Origin of the sequence: Paenibacillus roseus (genome assembly GCF_016424485.1) — a bacterium.
GTDB classification, from domain to species: domain Bacteria; phylum Bacillota; class Bacilli; order Paenibacillales; family Paenibacillaceae; genus Paenibacillus_D; species Paenibacillus_D roseus.
The window spans coordinates 23,418-39,445 of the sequence record NZ_JAELUP010000033.1; the positions used below are offsets into that span (position 1 = coordinate 23,418).

The 16,028-nt window shown below is 51.0% G+C and carries 14 protein-coding genes; 11 read left to right on the plus strand and 3 right to left on the minus strand.

The window, feature by feature from the left end; genetic code table 11:
- Nucleotides 1-12: 12 nt before the first annotated feature.
- From JFN88_RS09700 to JFN88_RS09720, 5 genes are all read left to right on the plus strand, one after another.
- The gene (locus JFN88_RS09700; protein WP_199019129.1) at nt 13-2,862 is read left to right on the plus strand and encodes a 2-oxoglutarate dehydrogenase E1 component; all 2,850 of its coding nucleotides are present in this window, start codon (nt 13-15) and stop codon (nt 2,860-2,862) included.
- Nucleotides 2,863-2,879: 17 nt separating this feature from the next.
- On the plus strand, nt 2,880-4,112 hold the full coding sequence (odhB, locus tag JFN88_RS09705; RefSeq protein WP_199019130.1) for a 2-oxoglutarate dehydrogenase complex dihydrolipoyllysine-residue succinyltransferase: 1,233 nt from the start codon (nt 2,880-2,882) through the stop codon (nt 4,110-4,112).
- Nucleotides 4,113-4,196: 84 nt separating this feature from the next.
- Nucleotides 4,197-4,700, plus strand: coding sequence for a DNA-deoxyinosine glycosylase (locus tag JFN88_RS09710; RefSeq protein ID WP_199019131.1), 504 nt, complete (start codon nt 4,197-4,199; stop codon nt 4,698-4,700).
- A gap of 129 nt (nt 4,701-4,829) precedes the next feature.
- A complete protein-coding gene (locus JFN88_RS09715; RefSeq protein ID WP_199019132.1) occupies nt 4,830-5,504 on the plus strand; it encodes an SOS response-associated peptidase in 675 nt (224 codons plus the stop codon).
- 451 nt (nt 5,505-5,955) lie between these two features.
- Entirely contained in the window at nt 5,956-8,097 is a 2,142-nt protein-coding gene (locus JFN88_RS09720; RefSeq protein ID WP_199019133.1) for a DNA topoisomerase III, read from the plus strand.
- Nucleotides 8,098-8,099: 2 nt separating this feature from the next.
- Here JFN88_RS09720 and JFN88_RS09725 read toward each other — a convergent pair whose 3' ends face one another.
- Nucleotides 8,100-8,759 carry a TraX family protein gene (locus JFN88_RS09725; RefSeq protein WP_199019134.1) on the minus strand — a complete coding sequence of 220 codons (660 nt, stop codon included), beginning with the start codon at nt 8,757-8,759 and terminating at the stop codon, nt 8,100-8,102.
- 285 nt (nt 8,760-9,044) lie between these two features.
- On the opposite strand from JFN88_RS09725, the gene JFN88_RS09730 reads away from it, so the two are divergent.
- Nucleotides 9,045-9,506, plus strand: coding sequence for a GyrI-like domain-containing protein (locus JFN88_RS09730; protein ID WP_199019135.1), 462 nt, complete (start codon nt 9,045-9,047; stop codon nt 9,504-9,506).
- 238 nt (nt 9,507-9,744) lie between these two features.
- Nucleotides 9,745-10,911: a glycosyltransferase family 4 protein gene (locus JFN88_RS09735; protein ID WP_199019136.1), complete on the plus strand. Its 1,167-nt coding sequence runs from the start codon at nt 9,745-9,747 to the stop codon at nt 10,909-10,911.
- On the opposite strand, the gene JFN88_RS09740 is transcribed toward JFN88_RS09735, so the two are convergent.
- Nucleotides 10,874-11,896 (minus strand): YkvI family membrane protein, encoded by a 1,023-nt coding sequence (locus JFN88_RS09740; RefSeq protein ID WP_199019137.1) that lies wholly within the window; start codon nt 11,894-11,896, stop codon nt 10,874-10,876. The two genes, JFN88_RS09735 and JFN88_RS09740, sit on opposite strands and share 38 nt — an antisense overlap.
- A 151-nt stretch (nt 11,897-12,047) precedes the next feature.
- Nucleotides 12,048-12,749, minus strand: a complete 702-nt coding sequence (locus JFN88_RS09745; protein ID WP_199019138.1) for a hypothetical protein — start codon at nt 12,747-12,749, stop codon at nt 12,048-12,050.
- Nucleotides 12,750-12,982: 233 nt separating this feature from the next.
- Between JFN88_RS09745 and JFN88_RS09750 the strand changes: the two genes are divergently transcribed.
- The 4 genes from JFN88_RS09750 to JFN88_RS09765 all read left to right on the plus strand — a co-directional run bounded on the left by JFN88_RS09750 (nt 12,983) and on the right by JFN88_RS09765 (nt 16,017).
- Complete coding sequence (locus JFN88_RS09750) at nt 12,983-13,552, plus strand: xanthine phosphoribosyltransferase (protein ID WP_199019139.1); 570 nt, start codon at nt 12,983-12,985, stop codon at nt 13,550-13,552.
- 90 nt (nt 13,553-13,642) lie between these two features.
- The gene (locus tag JFN88_RS09755) at nt 13,643-13,969 is read left to right on the plus strand and encodes a hypothetical protein (protein WP_199019140.1); all 327 of its coding nucleotides are present in this window, start codon (nt 13,643-13,645) and stop codon (nt 13,967-13,969) included.
- A 111-nt stretch (nt 13,970-14,080) separates the two neighbouring features.
- A complete protein-coding gene (locus tag JFN88_RS09760; RefSeq protein ID WP_199019141.1) occupies nt 14,081-14,296 on the plus strand; it encodes a hypothetical protein in 216 nt (71 codons plus the stop codon).
- A 341-nt stretch (nt 14,297-14,637) separates the two neighbouring features.
- Complete coding sequence (locus JFN88_RS09765; protein ID WP_199019142.1) at nt 14,638-16,017, plus strand: ABC transporter substrate-binding protein; 1,380 nt, start codon at nt 14,638-14,640, stop codon at nt 16,015-16,017.
- Nucleotides 16,018-16,028 lie beyond the last annotated feature (11 nt).

A 16,028-nucleotide genomic window follows, 5' to 3' on the forward strand; every position in this document is an offset into this window, starting at 1 on the left:
AGGGTTATGGCAATGACAACCATAAGCAGTACGCAGTCGCCCTGGCAGACCTATTCAGGCCCCAACCTGGGATATATTAATGAGCAATATGAACTGTTTCTTCGTGATCCCGACTCTGTAGAGCCGGCTTATAGAACGTTATTCGAGCAGTGGGGCGAGCCGCCGCTGCAAGCTGAAGATCAACCACCGACAGCGCCTCTCCCACAAGGACAACGTGAAGGGGTTATTTCGTTTGATCAGATGGAAAAGCTGGTTGCCGCCAGCAAGTATGTGTCCAATATCCGGACCTACGGACATTTGGCAGCCAAGCTTGATCCGCTGGATCTGCTCCCGAAGACAGATGATGTTCGCATACTCAAACCGGAACACTACAATGTCACCAGACTGGATCTCATGGGGCTCCCGGGAGAATTGATTTGGGAAAATGCAAAGGGAACCAAGGATAGCGGCCTGGATGCTGTTGACAAGCTCTTGCAAATTTATACCGGAACAACAGCATATGAATTTGACCATATCCATGTGCAAGCAGAGCGTGAATGGCTGACGAAACATGTAGAGCTGCCCGCGAAGCAGACGCCGCTTATCCGTGATGAGCAGATTGCGCTTCTTGACAGACTTGTCCAAACCGAACAATTCGAACATTTTCTCCATCGCACGTTCCTCGGCCAAAAGCGGTTTTCCGTTGAAGGTCTGGAGGTTCTTATTCCTATGCTCGATGAACTGGTACGGAACCACTCCGAGAGCGGTGCGTCGGATATATTGATGGGTATGGCGCACCGCGGCCGCCTGAATGTGCTTACGCACGTACTGGGCAAGCCGTACAGCAAAATTTTTGCAGAATTCCAGCACGGTTCAAATAAAGACTTTATGCCGCCGGAGGACCCGAATGGCAAGACCGGCGACGTGAAATATCACTTGGGCGCCCAGCGCACCATTGAAAACAGCAGCGGCCAGACGACGCGCATCACACTTGCGAACAACCCGAGCCATCTGGAATATGTCAATCCGGTTGTCGAGGGCTTTGCGAGAGCGGCCCAGGAAGACCGTACGCAGCCGGGTTATCCGAAGCGCAACGAGGATCGCGCCGCTGTCGTGCTTTTGCACGGCGACTCCGCATTCCCTGGCGAGGGCATCGTAGCCGAGACGCTGAACTTTGATCGGCTTCCGGGCTTCCGCAACGGCGGAACGATTCACATTATTGTCAATAACCGCATCGGCTTCACAACAGAGAGCATTGATTCCCGCTCTACCCGTTATGCTAGCGATGTGGCCAAGGGCTTTGACATTCCGATCGTGCATGTGAACGGCGATGATCCTGAAGCTTGTATAACGGCCATTCGCCTTGCCTGCGAGTACCGCAAGGAATTCAAGAAGGACTTTGTTATCGACCTGGTTGGATACCGCAGATACGGCCATAACGAAATGGACGATCCGCAGCCGACTCAGCCGCTTGTGTATGACAAGATGCGCAATCATCCTTCCGTGCCGAACGTATACTCGGACTCGCTGATCAAGCGGGGTATTATTACGGATGGCGAACTGCCGAAGTTGAAGGAAGCGATCATCAGCAAGATGGAGGAAGCCTACGAGCAGGCGAAAAATCAGGAAGCGGTCAAAACGACCCAGGACCCGCCGGCGGTGGAAAGACAGGGCTGGATCGAGCCCCATACAAGCGTCAATCTGGATCTGCTCAAGGATATGAATGAGCGCCTGCTTGAGCGCCCGGCATCCTTTACGCCGTACGCCAAGCTATCGAACATTCTGCAGCGCCGTTCCGGCGCCCTTGATGAAGGCAAGAAAGTCGACTGGGCGCTTGCCGAGACACTGGCATTCGCTTCCATCCTGGCAGACGGCACCCCAATCCGGCTTACCGGGCAGGATGCAGAGCGCGCGACGTTTGCGCACCGTAACCTGGTGCTTCATGATAGCAAGACCGGCGCTTTGTATTGCCCGCTGCATTACCTGCCGCAGGCGCGCGCTTCCTTCGCAATCTATAACAGCCCGCTTTCCGAAGCAGGCGTGCTTGGCTACGAATACGGCTACAACGTATTTGCGCCGGAGACGCTCAATATTTGGGAAGCGCAGTACGGGGACTTCACGAACGTGGCCCAGGTGCTGATCGACCAGTTCATTTCCTCCGCGAGAGAAAAATGGTCGCAGAAATCTTCCATTGTCATGCTGCTGCCGCACAGCTACGAAGGACAGGGGCCGGAGCATTCCAGCGCCCGTCCGGAGCGCTTCCTGCAATCCGCCGCACAGGACAACTGGACGATTGCGAATCTGACCAGCGCGGCGCAATATTTCCATCTGTTGCGCAGACAGGCGGCGATTGCCGGTACGGACCAGGCCAGACCGCTGATCGTGATGGCGCCTAAGAGTCTCATCCGTCATCCGCGCGTTGCTTCGCCGGGTACCGAGCTTAGCGAAGGAAGGTTTAATACCGTGCTTGAGCAGCCTGGTCTGGGCGCGAAGCCGGAGCAGGTTCAGCGAATTGTGTTTTGTACAGGCAAACTGGCAATCGATCTTGACGATGCGATTCAAAATGCCGGCGATCAGGATTTCTCTTGGCTGCATATCGTTCGTGTCGAACAGCTGTATCCGTTCCCTGAACAGGAAATCAAGAGCATTCTCGCTCGCTTCACCAAGGTGAAGGAGATTGTCTGGGCTCAAGAGGAGCCGGAAAATATGGGAGCTTGGCGTTATATCAAACCTCATCTGCAGAAGGTGGCGCCTAAGAAGGTTGAGGTAGACTATATTGGACGTCCGGAGCGCTCCAGCCCGGCCAGCGGCTATAACACCGTTCATGCCCATGAGCAGCAGCAAATCATTGCAGCGGCTTTGCAACTGAAGCAGGATCACTAATAGGGGGGCATTACACAATGTTTGAAGTAAAAGTTCCACAAGTCGGAGAATCGATCACGGAAGCCACTATCTCGCAATGGCTCGTCAAAGAAGGAGACCAGATCAATGCTGGGGATATTCTTCTGGAACTGGAAACCGATAAAGTGAACATGGAGGTTACGGCAGAAGCTGGCGGTGTCGTATCCAAAATTATCAGACAGACCGGCGACAACGTGAAGGTTGGCGAAGTAGTTGCACAAATTACAGCTGGCGGAGAGTCGGCAGTTCCGGCATCGGAGCCTGCGAAGGCAGAAGCCCCTGCGGCTCAGCCTGAAGCAGCAAAAGCTGCTCCGGCAGTTGAGCCTGTCAAGCAGACCCCGGTCGCATCGGAAGCGTCCGTGGTCAATGCCAGCCCTTCCGCCAGAAAGCTTGCCCGGGAGAAAGGAATTGACCTGAATCAGGCGCTAGGCAGAGTCGGCGCGGGCGACGTTGCTGCTGTCGGTAATGCTGCTCCGGCCGCTCCTTCGCAACCTGCGGCCGTTCCGGCTAAAGCTCCGGTACAGGATGATCCGACCGTTGAGCGCGTGAAAATGTCCAGACGCAGACAGACGATTGCCAAGCGTCTTGTAGAAGCGCAGCACACAGCAGCAATGCTGACCACATTCAATGAGGTCGATATGACGGCGATCATGGATGTGCGCAAGCGCCGCAAGCAATCTTTTGCTGACAAGCATGATGTGGGACTCGGTTTCATGTCCTTCTTTACCAAAGCGGTGATTGGCGCCCTGAAGCAGTTCCCGCTGCTCAATGCACAAATTGAAGGCGATGAGATTCTCATTAACAAGCGCTACGATATCGGAATCGCTGTTTCTGCGAAGGAAGGTCTCGTGGTACCTGTTGTCAGAGATGCGGAGCGTCTGAGCTTTGCTGCGATTGAGAAGGAAATTACTGCCCTTGCCCAGAAAGCACGCGCCAATACATTGGCGTTGTCTGATCTGCAAGGCGGTACCTTCACGATTACCAACGGCGGTATTTTCGGTTCTTTGATGTCTACGCCGATTCTCAATGCGCCGCAGGTAGGGATTCTTGGTATGCACAAAATCCAGGTTCGTCCGGTGGCGATTGACAACGAGCGCATGGAGAACCGTCCGATGATGTACATTGCCCTTTCCTACGATCACCGGATTGTAGATGGCAGTGAAGCGGTTCGCTTCCTCGTAACCGTCAAAGAGCTTCTGGAAGATCCGGAGTCGCTGTTGCTTGAAGGCTAAGCGATATTGAAATATAATTACAGGAGACTTGTCTTCCCCACGAGGGGCGGCAAGTCTTTTCTACTAATAGAGGAGGCAGAGGCGATGACCGCAGCAGGCAAAGAGATTGCGGGGTTCCAGCCCGCCGCAGACCAATCCGCAGCTATACTGATCCTTGGTTCAATGCCGTCGGAGCAATCCTTGCAGCAGCATGAGTATTATGGCAACCCTCGAAATCATTTTTGGCCGATTATGTTTGCAGTATTTGAGCAAGCCCCTATAGCTTGGTATGAAGAAAGAATTGATTTTCTGAAGTCCAAGGGGATCGCCCTGTGGGATGTGCTTGCCCGTTGCCGCAGAAGCGGAAGTCTGGATGCCAATATTACCGATGAGCAGGTGAACGATTTCCCGGCCTTCTATGCCGCTCATCCGGGTATTAAATTGGTGCTGTTCAACGGTACGAAGGCCGAGAGCATCTACCGCAAGCAGGTGGGGGTGGATAGCGAGCGTGTCTTTCACCGACTTCCTTCAAGCAGCCCTGTTCCGGGCAAGTACAATCTGACCCTGGAACAGAAGATTGAAGCGTGGCGCACTTTACTGTCTATATAAATTGAATAAAGACAATCGAAGGAACCTTTCACACGACGGTCTTGTTCGAAAGTCATACAAGATCATGCATAGTAATGGACCTGCCTACAAATAATGGGTATTAAATGCCGAAAAAGGTGGTCTTTAACCATGTGTGATCGTTTTTCGCTTCATGCTCGGCCAGAAGAGCTTCAGGAAAAATATCAGGTGCAGCAAATGGAGGCCGTTTTCAGGCCGCGCTATAATATAGCGCCAACCCAGTCAATTCCAATTATTGTGCAAAGAGAGGGACAGCGGCAGCTTGTCGAGGCAAGGTGGGGGTTGTTTCCCTTCTGGGCAAAGGATTCGATCAATGCAGATTTTGGTTCTGTCAGCAACAAAAAAATATTCGAACGCATCATAAAAAGGCAGCGCTGCCTCATTCCATCCAGCGGATTTTACGGTTGGCGCACAGAAGGGAAAGAAAAGCAAGCTTTCCATATTGTGATGAAAGACCAGAAGGTATTTGCTATGGCAGGGCTGTACGAGACACGTATGGACCCGCGCGGCCAACTGCAACGCAGTTGTACGATTATAACAGCCATGGCCAATACAATCGTCTCTTCCTACCATAACAGAATGCCCGCTATTATGGATGAAGAGGAGCAGGAGCGCTGGCTCGATCCGCATATGACGGACCGCTATATGCTTGAGAATCATATTTATGCCTACCCTGCTTCCGCGATGTACGCCTACCCGGTAAAGCCTCTATCCGGGGATGAAGAGATTGAAGAATCCGAATTAATGGAGGAAATCGGTCCGTCCCTCTGGCTTGTCAAGGAGTAGTTCTGAACGCCCGATCCTTGCGGGCTTGCCGTATTTGCCGTATCGGGAGATGCGGTTTTTTTAAAATATAAGCATTTATAAAGTCCCCTTTGTAAATAAGCTTATATTTCACCATGAAACGAAGCTTTTGCCCGTCAAAGGACGGCAAAGCCGTTTACGCTTGACTATATTAAGTTGAACGAAAGAAACGGAAGCGGGGTAGCCAAAGTGTGAAGGATTCTGAAGAAGCGAAGCTCTCGCCTTTATTCCCGGATTTCCTCTTTTATAACCGTTCATTGACGGAATCCCTCGCGAAACGACCGTGCTCCCCCTTTTTTGACATTCCCTGCTTATTGCCGGATAATCGTACTTGGGTTGAATATGGCTGGTCTGCATTTGCCAGCCGGATTGATTGACGGGGAAGCGGGCTTGGCCCGCATTGAAGACATGAACGGGAGTAGGAGAGGTGTCGATGAAATCATTAGTGCTGGCCGAAAAGCCGAGCGTAGCCAAGGAACTGGCGCGCGTGCTGGGCTGCGGACAAAAGCAGAAACATCATTACGAAGGGCCGCAATATGTGGTAACCTGGGCGCTTGGCCATCTCGTTACGCTGGCAGAGCCGGAGGATTACGATAATAAGTATAAAAGCTGGAACCTGGAAGATTTGCCGCTGTTGCCGGAGAGGATGAATCTGAAGGTTATGAAGGAGACGTCCCATCAATTCCGCGGCGTAGCACAGTTATGCAAGCGGCAGGACATCAAGGAAATGATCATTGCAACTGACGCCGGACGAGAAGGGGAACTGGTTGCCCGCTGGATCATGGAGCTGGTCAAATGGCGCAAGCCGTACAAGCGGCTGTGGATTTCCTCGCAGACGGACAAGGCGATTAAGGAAGGCTTCCAGAAGCTGAAACCCGGCAAAGAATATGACAATCTGTATGCATCTGCCGTATGCCGGGCGGAAGCGGACTGGCTGATCGGGCTGAATGTGACACGGGCGCTCACCTGCAAGTACAATGCACAGCTGGCTGCGGGGCGTGTCCAGACGCCTACACTGGCGATTATGATGGACAGGGAAGCTGAAATTACTTCGTTCCAGTCCCAGCCGTATTGGACGCTGACGGCTGATTTGGGCGGTTTTCAGGCTATATGGAGAGAGAAGGAGAGCCATGACGGGCGCGTATGGGATAAGGCGAAAGCAGAGCAGGTGGCAGCCAGGCTGAACAACGCGAAAGCCCGTGTCGATAAGCTCAAGACGACAGATAAATCCGAACCGCAGCCGCTCGCTTATGATCTGACGGAATTGCAGCGGGATGCCAATAAGCGGCTTGGCTTTTCGGCCAAGCAGACATCCAATGTGCTGCAGCGTCTTTATGAGCAGCACAAGCTGGTCACTTACCCGCGTACCGACTCCAGATATTTGACCAGCGATATGGTATCGACGCTCAAGGGCAGGCTGGAGAGCATTGCGGTAGGACCTTACACGGCAGTGGCGCGCAAAGTACTTAAGCAGCCGCTTAAGGTTACTCGGCGAATTGTCGATGACAGCAAGGTAAGCGATCACCACGCAATTATTCCAACAGAGCAATATGTGAATCTCAGTGCGCTCGACAGTGATGAACGCCGACTATATGACCTCATTGTAAAACGGTTTATCGCCTTGTTTTACCCGGAATACCGCTATGCGGAAACAAGCGTTGTCGTCAAAGCGGGAGAGGATCTGCTGTTTGCGAAAGGCAAAGTAGCCAAAGACCAGGGGTGGAAGGAAGTCTACGGAAGCCATACGTACAGCGATGAGGAGGATGACGAGCTGCAGACGGAGACGGATTCGTCTTCCCGGCAGATCTTGCCGGAGCTTTCGCAGGGGCAACTGCTTACCGTCCGAAACGCCAGAGCGCGCGAGCTGAGAACGACTCCTCCGCCACGTTACACAGAGGCAACTTTGCTCGGGATGATGGAGAAATATGGACTCGGAACGCCAGCCACCCGTGCGGATATAATTGAGAAGCTGCTCGGCACCGATACAATCGAGCGGCAGGGCAACCGTCTTAGCCCGACAGGGAAAGGCAAGCAGCTTATAGAACTGGTCGTGGACGAGTTGAAAAGCTCCGGGCTGACGGCGCAATGGGAGCAGGAGTTGGAGCGGATCGCCAAGGGCAAGGGGGACCCGCAGCGGTTCATGACAGGAATCCGCAAGCAGACTGTTGCATGGGTTGATGCTGTCAAGCGGGAGACGAAGGAATATAAGCCGCATAATCTGACGCACTCCAGATGTCCGGATTGCAGCAAGCCGCTGATGGAGGTTAAGAGCAAACGAGGCAAGTCGCTTGTCTGCTCTGACCGTGAATGCGGATACCGGCGGGCGGCAGAGCCGCGGCTGTCCAACAAGCGCTGTCCGCAATGCCACAAAAAGATGGAGATTCATGATGGCAAAGCAGGAAAATATGCACAGTGCCGGCCTTGCAATTTCGTAGAGAAACTTGACGGGGAGCGCGGCGGCAAAGCGGATCGCCGGGAGCAGCAGCGCCTGGTGCAAAAATACAGTGACAATGAGCAATTGACCTCAAGTCTGGGCGACGCGCTCAAGGCCGCATTGATGAAACAAGAGGATTAGAACTAGCAAAGCGGAAATGGATTGCCCGAACAGACATAGTCCATCCATTCTCTAATCAGGTACAGCAATGCCAGATGACCGGGATAAAAGCTGAGCCAGACCCACCGCGGCGGCCGCAGCCGATCCAGACTAGTGAAAAATTGGGGCGTATAGACCAAAGTGGCGGTACTGAGCAGACTGTACATTTGGATGACCCAGCCCTTTTGTACAATCGTGATGATATTGATCAGAAGATGCAGAACCAGTTGCATATGGCTTTTTGCATACCGATAGATCAGTACAAGCGCAAGTCCGTAGTATCCGTAATCAAAATTCAGAAGTTCCAGCAGCAAGGCCGCTACAATGATGATGGGAACGCTCAAGATAACAGGCTTGATCCTGTCGATGGCCAAAAGCACGAGCAGCGACACGAGAAGTGCGGCAATAACATTAATGCCATCCGCTTCAAGCGCCCACTGAAACGGCAGCTGAGATATTGCCGCCAGTATGGCCAAGCGAATCAAATAGTTTCGCAAATTCGATGTGTGGTAATAACCCATGACAAGGGCAAAAGCATAAATTGGAAAAGCGATGCGTCCAATGACGCGAAACGTAGGATTATCCGGGAAGAACACAACCCCGATATGGTCAATCAGCATTGCAATCATCGCGCTAACTTGCATGTATTCACCTGCCGTTGCTAAAAACTATGGCCGATTATGTATGGCCCTATTGAAAGAGTGAAATAATCGGAATCCTATCTTAATCATAAGCCCACTTGCCCAAGAGATGCAACATGGAGTCAACTGCAAAGGATTGGCGCTGCTGCTTGATGCTGAAAAAAGCAAGAAGTTCAATATAACTTGCAGTAGCTGCCAATCTATGGGTACAATGACAAGAGACCGAATTGGCGCATGGTCTGGCAGCTGAACCATCCTAGTCAAAACAAAAGCCGGGAGGATTGCAAAATGGACAATTGCATGTTGGTGAAAAAGCCTTCGCTTCATTTAGCAGGAATCAGTCACTCAGGTCCGTATTCCAGTTTTCCTGATGAGGTAATACGGCTGCGGGATAAATTTCTAGCCCGCAAGCATGAACTGGGCAACTATTCCAAGTCACCTGCGTTGGTCTGCCCGCATTATGGCAATGAAGTATTTGCCACGTATTGGGTGTGCTATGAGGTTGGACAGCTGGAGCATACGCCACCGGACATGGTACAGTTCACAATTCCCGAGCATAGTTATGCGATGATCAACTGTACGACGCAGCGATTCGGGGAAGGTTACGAGCGGCTGCTTGTCTGGATGAAGGAACAGGGCCTCAAGAAGGCCGAGCAAGCTGTTTCCATTGAGGTTTACCATTTTGACGAGCATCTGGAAGAGGGGCTTGTTGACATCCTGATTCCGGTTGAGGCTCCGCACGGCGACTAATTGTATTCTGATTCTGATGACAGGTGCAGCAGGCGTGTAAGCGTCCGGCGGCACCTTTATTTATAGGGACAAGCCCATTTCCTTATCCGGTATACAATTCCATCTTCATAACGCTTATAATACATATAGAGACTCTATTATGATGAAGCTGCAATACAAGTTGGCCAGGCAGTCTGAACTTTAAGTCGGTCGGCAAGCTTGTACGGTCGCTGCAACTGGTGTGATTGGAGGAAATGCCATGGATATATTGCAAGCTTTGTTTTTCCCTCCCGAGCAACCTGGAGGCGTGTCTTCCATGGTTCCCTATATACAGGAACGCTTTAATAAAATGAACTGGCAAATGGAGCTGTTCTCGATCCCGAAGCGAGTCAGGGGCAAGGGACAGGAAGAGGTCATATTCGAGACCTTTGATGTGAAGGAGTTTGAGGGGAACCTTACAATCGATAAATATTTGCAAACTTTCCGGGACTATGCATGGTGGACGCGGCTGCGCGTTCATAAACGTTATGATCTCATTCATGCGCATCACCCGATTGCCGCACTTGTCATGAAGCAGCTGTTTCCAGAGACGCCGCTGCTCATGACGATTCACTCCAGTTACGAGCGGGAGCTTATCCTGAACGGGAGAATCGTAGAGGGCGGCCAGGAACATCGCTTCCTGACAGCTATTTACAAGGAGCTGGAGGCGAAGACCGACGGGCTGCTAACCGTCTCCGAATCATTCCGTTCCTATCTTGCCCCTTATTTGAACAGCCCGGAGAATATCAAAATCATTCCGAACGGCTTCGATGAGAAGCGATTCCGGCCAATAGCTCATGAAAATGAAGTGGCGCAGCTTATAACGGTATGCAGGCTTGTTCCGGCGAAAGGGCTGGATACTCTGTTCCATGCCTGTGCGGAGCTGAAGCGCCGGGGCAAGCCGTTCGTCTTGCATATCATCGGGGACGGGCCGATTCGCGAGGAACTGGAACAGCTTGCGGTAGAACTGGACTTATATGATGATATTATTTTTTACGGCTATATGCTTCACCCGGAGGAGTTCATGCCCTTCTTCGATATTTTCGTGCTGCCGTCCCGGGCGGAGGCGTTCGGTTCCGTGTTTGCGGAGGCTGCGTTATGTCTACTGGCACTGGTTGGCACCCGCGTAGGGGGAATTGCCGAGCAAATTGAACATGGGGTCAATGGGTTGCTTGTGCCGCCGGAGGACCCGATTGCCCTGTGCGATGCGCTGGAACAGATGGTATCCGATCCGACCTATCGCTATAACATGGCCCGTTCCGCCTGGAACAAGGCAAAGCAAGTCTATTCATTGCAACGGGTTATTGCACAGTTGAAGGAAGTCTACAGCTTATACCAGCAGCCCATGCTTAACGACGCAAAATCAGCGCCATCCAGCCCAGACTGATCAGACCGAAAATCGGATACAGAGTGGACAGCAATGTGCCGAAGCCGAACTGGCTCAGCAGAAAGCTGAGGAACAGTACGGAGAAGATGACCAAATCCTGTCGCCATTTGAGACGCCTCTGTAGCAGGGCAGTGAGACCGTAGGCGTTGGCGATCAGCGAAGTGAAAATTTCAGAGAAAATAAGGAAAATAAATATCCATTGGACGCCTTGCCCGAGTTGCTTGGCTATGCCTCCCATCGGAATCGCATACTGAGTAATCCCGGGCATGTTCGCGGATAGGGTAATATGCCCGACAAGGAGCATGAACCCAATTCCGATCCCGCCTATCCAGGCCCCGCCGATAATCGCGCTGCGATTTTTTATTTTGGCGCCCACAGGGACAAGCACGGCTTGCCCAAGCGACAGGTTATAGGCTGTATACAAAAAGGGCGAGGTCCACGCTGCCCAAGGGGAATAATCGTTGACCAGCTCCAGCCATCTTCCTGAGCTCGGGGTTTCCAATGTTTTGAATAACATAATAATCGTAAAGAGCAGCATAATCGGGGCGACAATGGAGTTCACCGTCAGGATAGCCTGGAGCCCTTTTCGCAAAATAAAAAAACAGGCGCATAGCGTCAAAAGGAGTCCGGTCTGATACGAGATGTTCAGATGCTCCAGGAAGATGGAGCCGGCACCTGCCAGCATGACGCCTGATACGCCTAAAAGCACGATCATCATAAAGATGCTGACAAGCTGCCCCAGACGTTCCCCAAACAGGTTTCGATTCAAATCCTCATAGGAAACAGCGTTAATTTCAGCTGCGAGCAGCATCATTTTCGCGCCAAGCCATATAAAAATAACCGTCACTAGCAAAATGGTAAACGCGCCGATGAAGCCGAAGCGGGTGAAAAATTGTAAAATTTCCTGGCCGCTCGCAAAGCCCGCGCCGACGACAGTTCCCATAAAGGTAAGTCCGATCTGCAGCATTTTTCCCAAATTCCGCAACGACAGTCCTCCTTCCCATACTCATTCTATAAATGGTATGTCCTAAGAGGGACAAGGATGACTTGTACACAAAATAAAAAACCTTTGCATTCTCCGAGGGCCGAAGCTGGCCGTCCGATGGACAAAGGTTTTGATCGTTGATTATTTCAACTTAGGCTTGTACAAATAGTTTGATGGAAGTGACCTCGTTATTTTGCGGATCAAGGTCCAGCTTTAGAAAAGCTCCTTCAGCCTTGTAGCCCAGCGTATACGTGTTATGGTTGCTTGGCTTGCCCAAAGCTTTGATAGCCTCCTCGCCTTGCTGGCCGACTTTTAGCCCGTTCAGGTTCGTCTTCACTTCCGGGTCGAAAATCTCCACGAATTTAACTTTGTTTTTGGTATCAAATCCAACCCAGAAACCTTTGTATTCACTCACATAGCTCGTTTCCTTCTGTTCTTCCATCGCGAATTCATCGTCGGCTTTGCCAAATAGGGCAATGACTGAATCCTTTGTATCTCCAATCGCAATCCCCAGCAGTTTCGGGGACTTCGTGTTCCAGCTTTTGTCTTTGTCATTCTTGCTCTTGCCAGCTTTCTCCTGCGCGCTTGCAGCAGTTTCGCCGGTTCCAGACGTCTTGGGATTGTCCTCTGGCGGGGTAATCGTGTCGGAGGGATCCGGTTTGTTATTTTGATTGTTATAAACCTGCTGCGGGCTGCTTTGACCCTCCCCGTTGAGCGGTTCGGTCGTATGTACGGTTTCTGCTATCTGATCTTCAGCCGAATTCAGAGGCGGTTGAGCTGCAGATGAGCAACCTGCGGCGAGCGCAAGGCTTATGACAGCAGGAACAACCCAAAGTACAGATTTGTTCTTCATAGAGAAGGATACCTCCTTGCTGCATCGATGTGCGTATGCTTACTATACTTAGACGATAAAAGTGACAAAAAGTTTCATTAATTTTTGCTTGGCCCCACATAAAACGCGGAAATCTATCATTTTGGGGGAAGTTCAAAAATAAAGCGCTTAACGTGAAGGAATAAGTTGCGGAAAGGTTGTATCTATGGTAATTTAACGAAAAGAATTGTAGGAATTGAAGGGAACGTGAACATATGGACATTTTAAAAGAGAGAATACTTCGTGAGGCGTCCATTCTGACCAGCGATGTGCTGAAACTGGATGGAGTGCTGAATCATCAGGTTGATCCGGAGCTGACGATGCTGATGGGGCAGGAATTTGCCCGGCGTTTTTCGGGGGAGAACATTACGAAGGTCATCACTGTGGAGTCCTCAGGCATCCCGATCGCCTTTGCGACAGCGCTGACTTTGAATGTGCCGCTGCTATTTGCCCGCCGCAAAAAAACGTTGATTGCCGAGCCTGATGCGCTGAGCGAGCGTGTCCCTTCATTTACAAAAGGCATCGTAACGGATATTATGGTATCACGACAGTATTTAGGCGATGGAGATCGCGTGCTGTTCATAGACGATATTATCGCCAACGGTGATGCGGCGCGCGGGTTGCTTAAAATTATTGAACGCTCCGGCGCGAGCCTGGTCGGACTTGGCATCGCTGTAGAGAAGGCGTTCCAGGCCGGAGGCCGTACGATCCGGGAGCAGGGAATCCGGGTAGAATCGCTCGTACGCATCGCTTCACTGGAAGGCGGCGCCATTTCTTTCTTATAAGTTAGAGTTTCCAGAGATTCATCTCTTTCCACGGCGGATGTTTTCATCTATAATAACAAGTAATTGGCGTAAAAAGGGAGGCAGAGGGATATGGATAAATTGGAAATCGCGCCAGAATTTTTTTATGCAAAATTGTCCGATGCCAAAACTCATTTCGAGCGTGCTCTCGATTGCAAGCATACCGAATTTGATACTTTGTACCCGTATATGATCGAGCATCCGCAATTTTTTTGGTATAAACGTTATGTCGCATGGTCTGAACTGTTAACCGTTGTGAAGTTGTCCGAGGAATTGCAGTTGAATTGGCGTGACCAGTTCACCGAGCGACAGAGCGAATATATTGCGAATCGTGTGATGTCTTCGCGTGTTCTGGATGAATGGTATGAAACCAATGATTCCAAGGAGCATGTAGGTTGAGCGGATTGCAAGGCGGAAATATACAATAGGGAGAGACCTAAAGGGCATGTGCGTCCCCAAGGTCTCTTTGCTTATCAACAGCGAGTAGATGGGGAGAAAGGAGTGAGATTTATGATTACAGATGAGCAGTTGAATGCTCTCAGGGTCCAGGGAACACTTGTCAGAGTAGTGCGGGATTATATGGAGCAAAACGATGTCATCGGTATCGTTGTGGCCTGGAGCGAGGATCAAGTGATGGTCCGCAAAAAAAGCCGCAGAATCGTCAAGCTGAGCCGTAATTATCGCTATGAACCGGCCTTGGAGGAACGAAGCGGTCCGGCGGAATAAGCAGGTGGTTATCAACGATTTATAGGAGCAACAAGGCTTTTCCGTCGAAGGATGGTAAAGTCGTCTGCATTTAATTTACAATTAAAGCGCTATCACTATAATATATATAGGTTTTATTTTAAATTGGTTGGAAACTATATGTTAAATAAAATAACATTTATAATTATATTGATGTATCTAATCATGAAATATAACACTCCATGTTGTTGTGAAACGTTTACATAATCGGGTTTAGATAATTTTATCCCCCGAATAGAAGTTTATCTCCTTACCAAATACGGCCGCTCTTCCTACAATTAAGATGTACCTTAAACCAACCGATCTTAAGGAGGTCTTGGAACATGAAGAAAAGTTTGGTGCTGCTGATCTCGCTGATCTTCGTTGCAGCCTCGCTGCTCGCGGCCTGCGGCACAGGCGGCAACGCGAGTAAGCCAGGCAACGATGGCCAGCAAACCGCGGGCAACGGGGAGGGGAACGGCAAGACAAATAACGAGCCGTTCGAAATTACAATTCGGCATACTCAGGTAGGGGAGTCCAAGAAATTCCGTCTGGGTTTGCTGGAGGATGTAGTGAAAAAGACAGAAGCTGCCGTTCCAGGCCTGAAGATCAAGCTCGACGGCGTGGACGGAGAAGTGAACCGCAAGGAAAGATTAAGGGGAGAGATGGCAGCCGGCAAACCGCCGGAAGTTTTCGATGTTATGGGCAGTCCGGATGCTGAGCTGTATGCGAAGGAAGGTCTGATGCTGGATCTGACTCCAATTCTTGATGAATTGGGACTTACGGACAAATTTACAACACTTGTGCCATTCACGCACGGCGGCAAAATATACGGGATCCCAATTGGCGGTTCCATTGAAGGCTACTTCTATAATAAAGAGTATTTCGAGCAAAAGGGCTATCAAATTCCGAAGACGTTGACTGAATTGGAGGCGCTTGCAGAGAAAATCAAGGCTGAAGGCAAATTTCCGTTCGCCCAAGCTTCCAAAGACGCCTGGATTCCCCTTATGACAACAAACAATTTGTGGTCTTACTATGCGGGTCCGGAAATCACGTACGGCTTCAAGACTGGAGAGTCCAAATGGACGGATGAGAACATCGTCAAGGCAGTAGCCAAGCATCAGGAATGGGTGCAGAAAGGCTACTTCAAAAAAGGCGAGCTGGGCTTTGAATATGCCGATATGCGAAATCAGGTTATTACCGGCGAAGCCATTATGATGATGGATGGCTCATGGGCGAACTCGGTATTCCGAGATCCCGAGCAGGCAGGCAATATGGTGGGCAAGATTGGCTTCTTCAACATGCCGCCGGTCCATGCAGGCGACCCGGTAGTTGTTATGCAGGATGCCAACAACGGCTATGGCTTTTCCAGCGCAGTAGCCAAAGATTCTCGCAAGCTTCAGGCTGTGAAGGAATTTATCCGCCACATGTGGACAGAAGAGATGCAGCTTCGGGGGTTGAAGGAGGACGGCGTGCTGCCGGCGATGAAGATGGATCTGAATCAAATGAAAACCGTATCCGATGATCCGCTGATGCAGGATATATTCAAAGCGACAAGCGAAATCGGCACTTCCTTCCCGGCGTTCGACGCCTTGGTGCAGGCGGAGGTCAATACCTCGCTCAGCACCGGTATCCAGCAGGTCATCAGCGGGGAGATTGATCCGGCGAAGATGCTGGCTAATTTACAGGCTGTGCAGGATGCGGCCAACCAGGCTGCTCAATAGGCTCAGTTGTT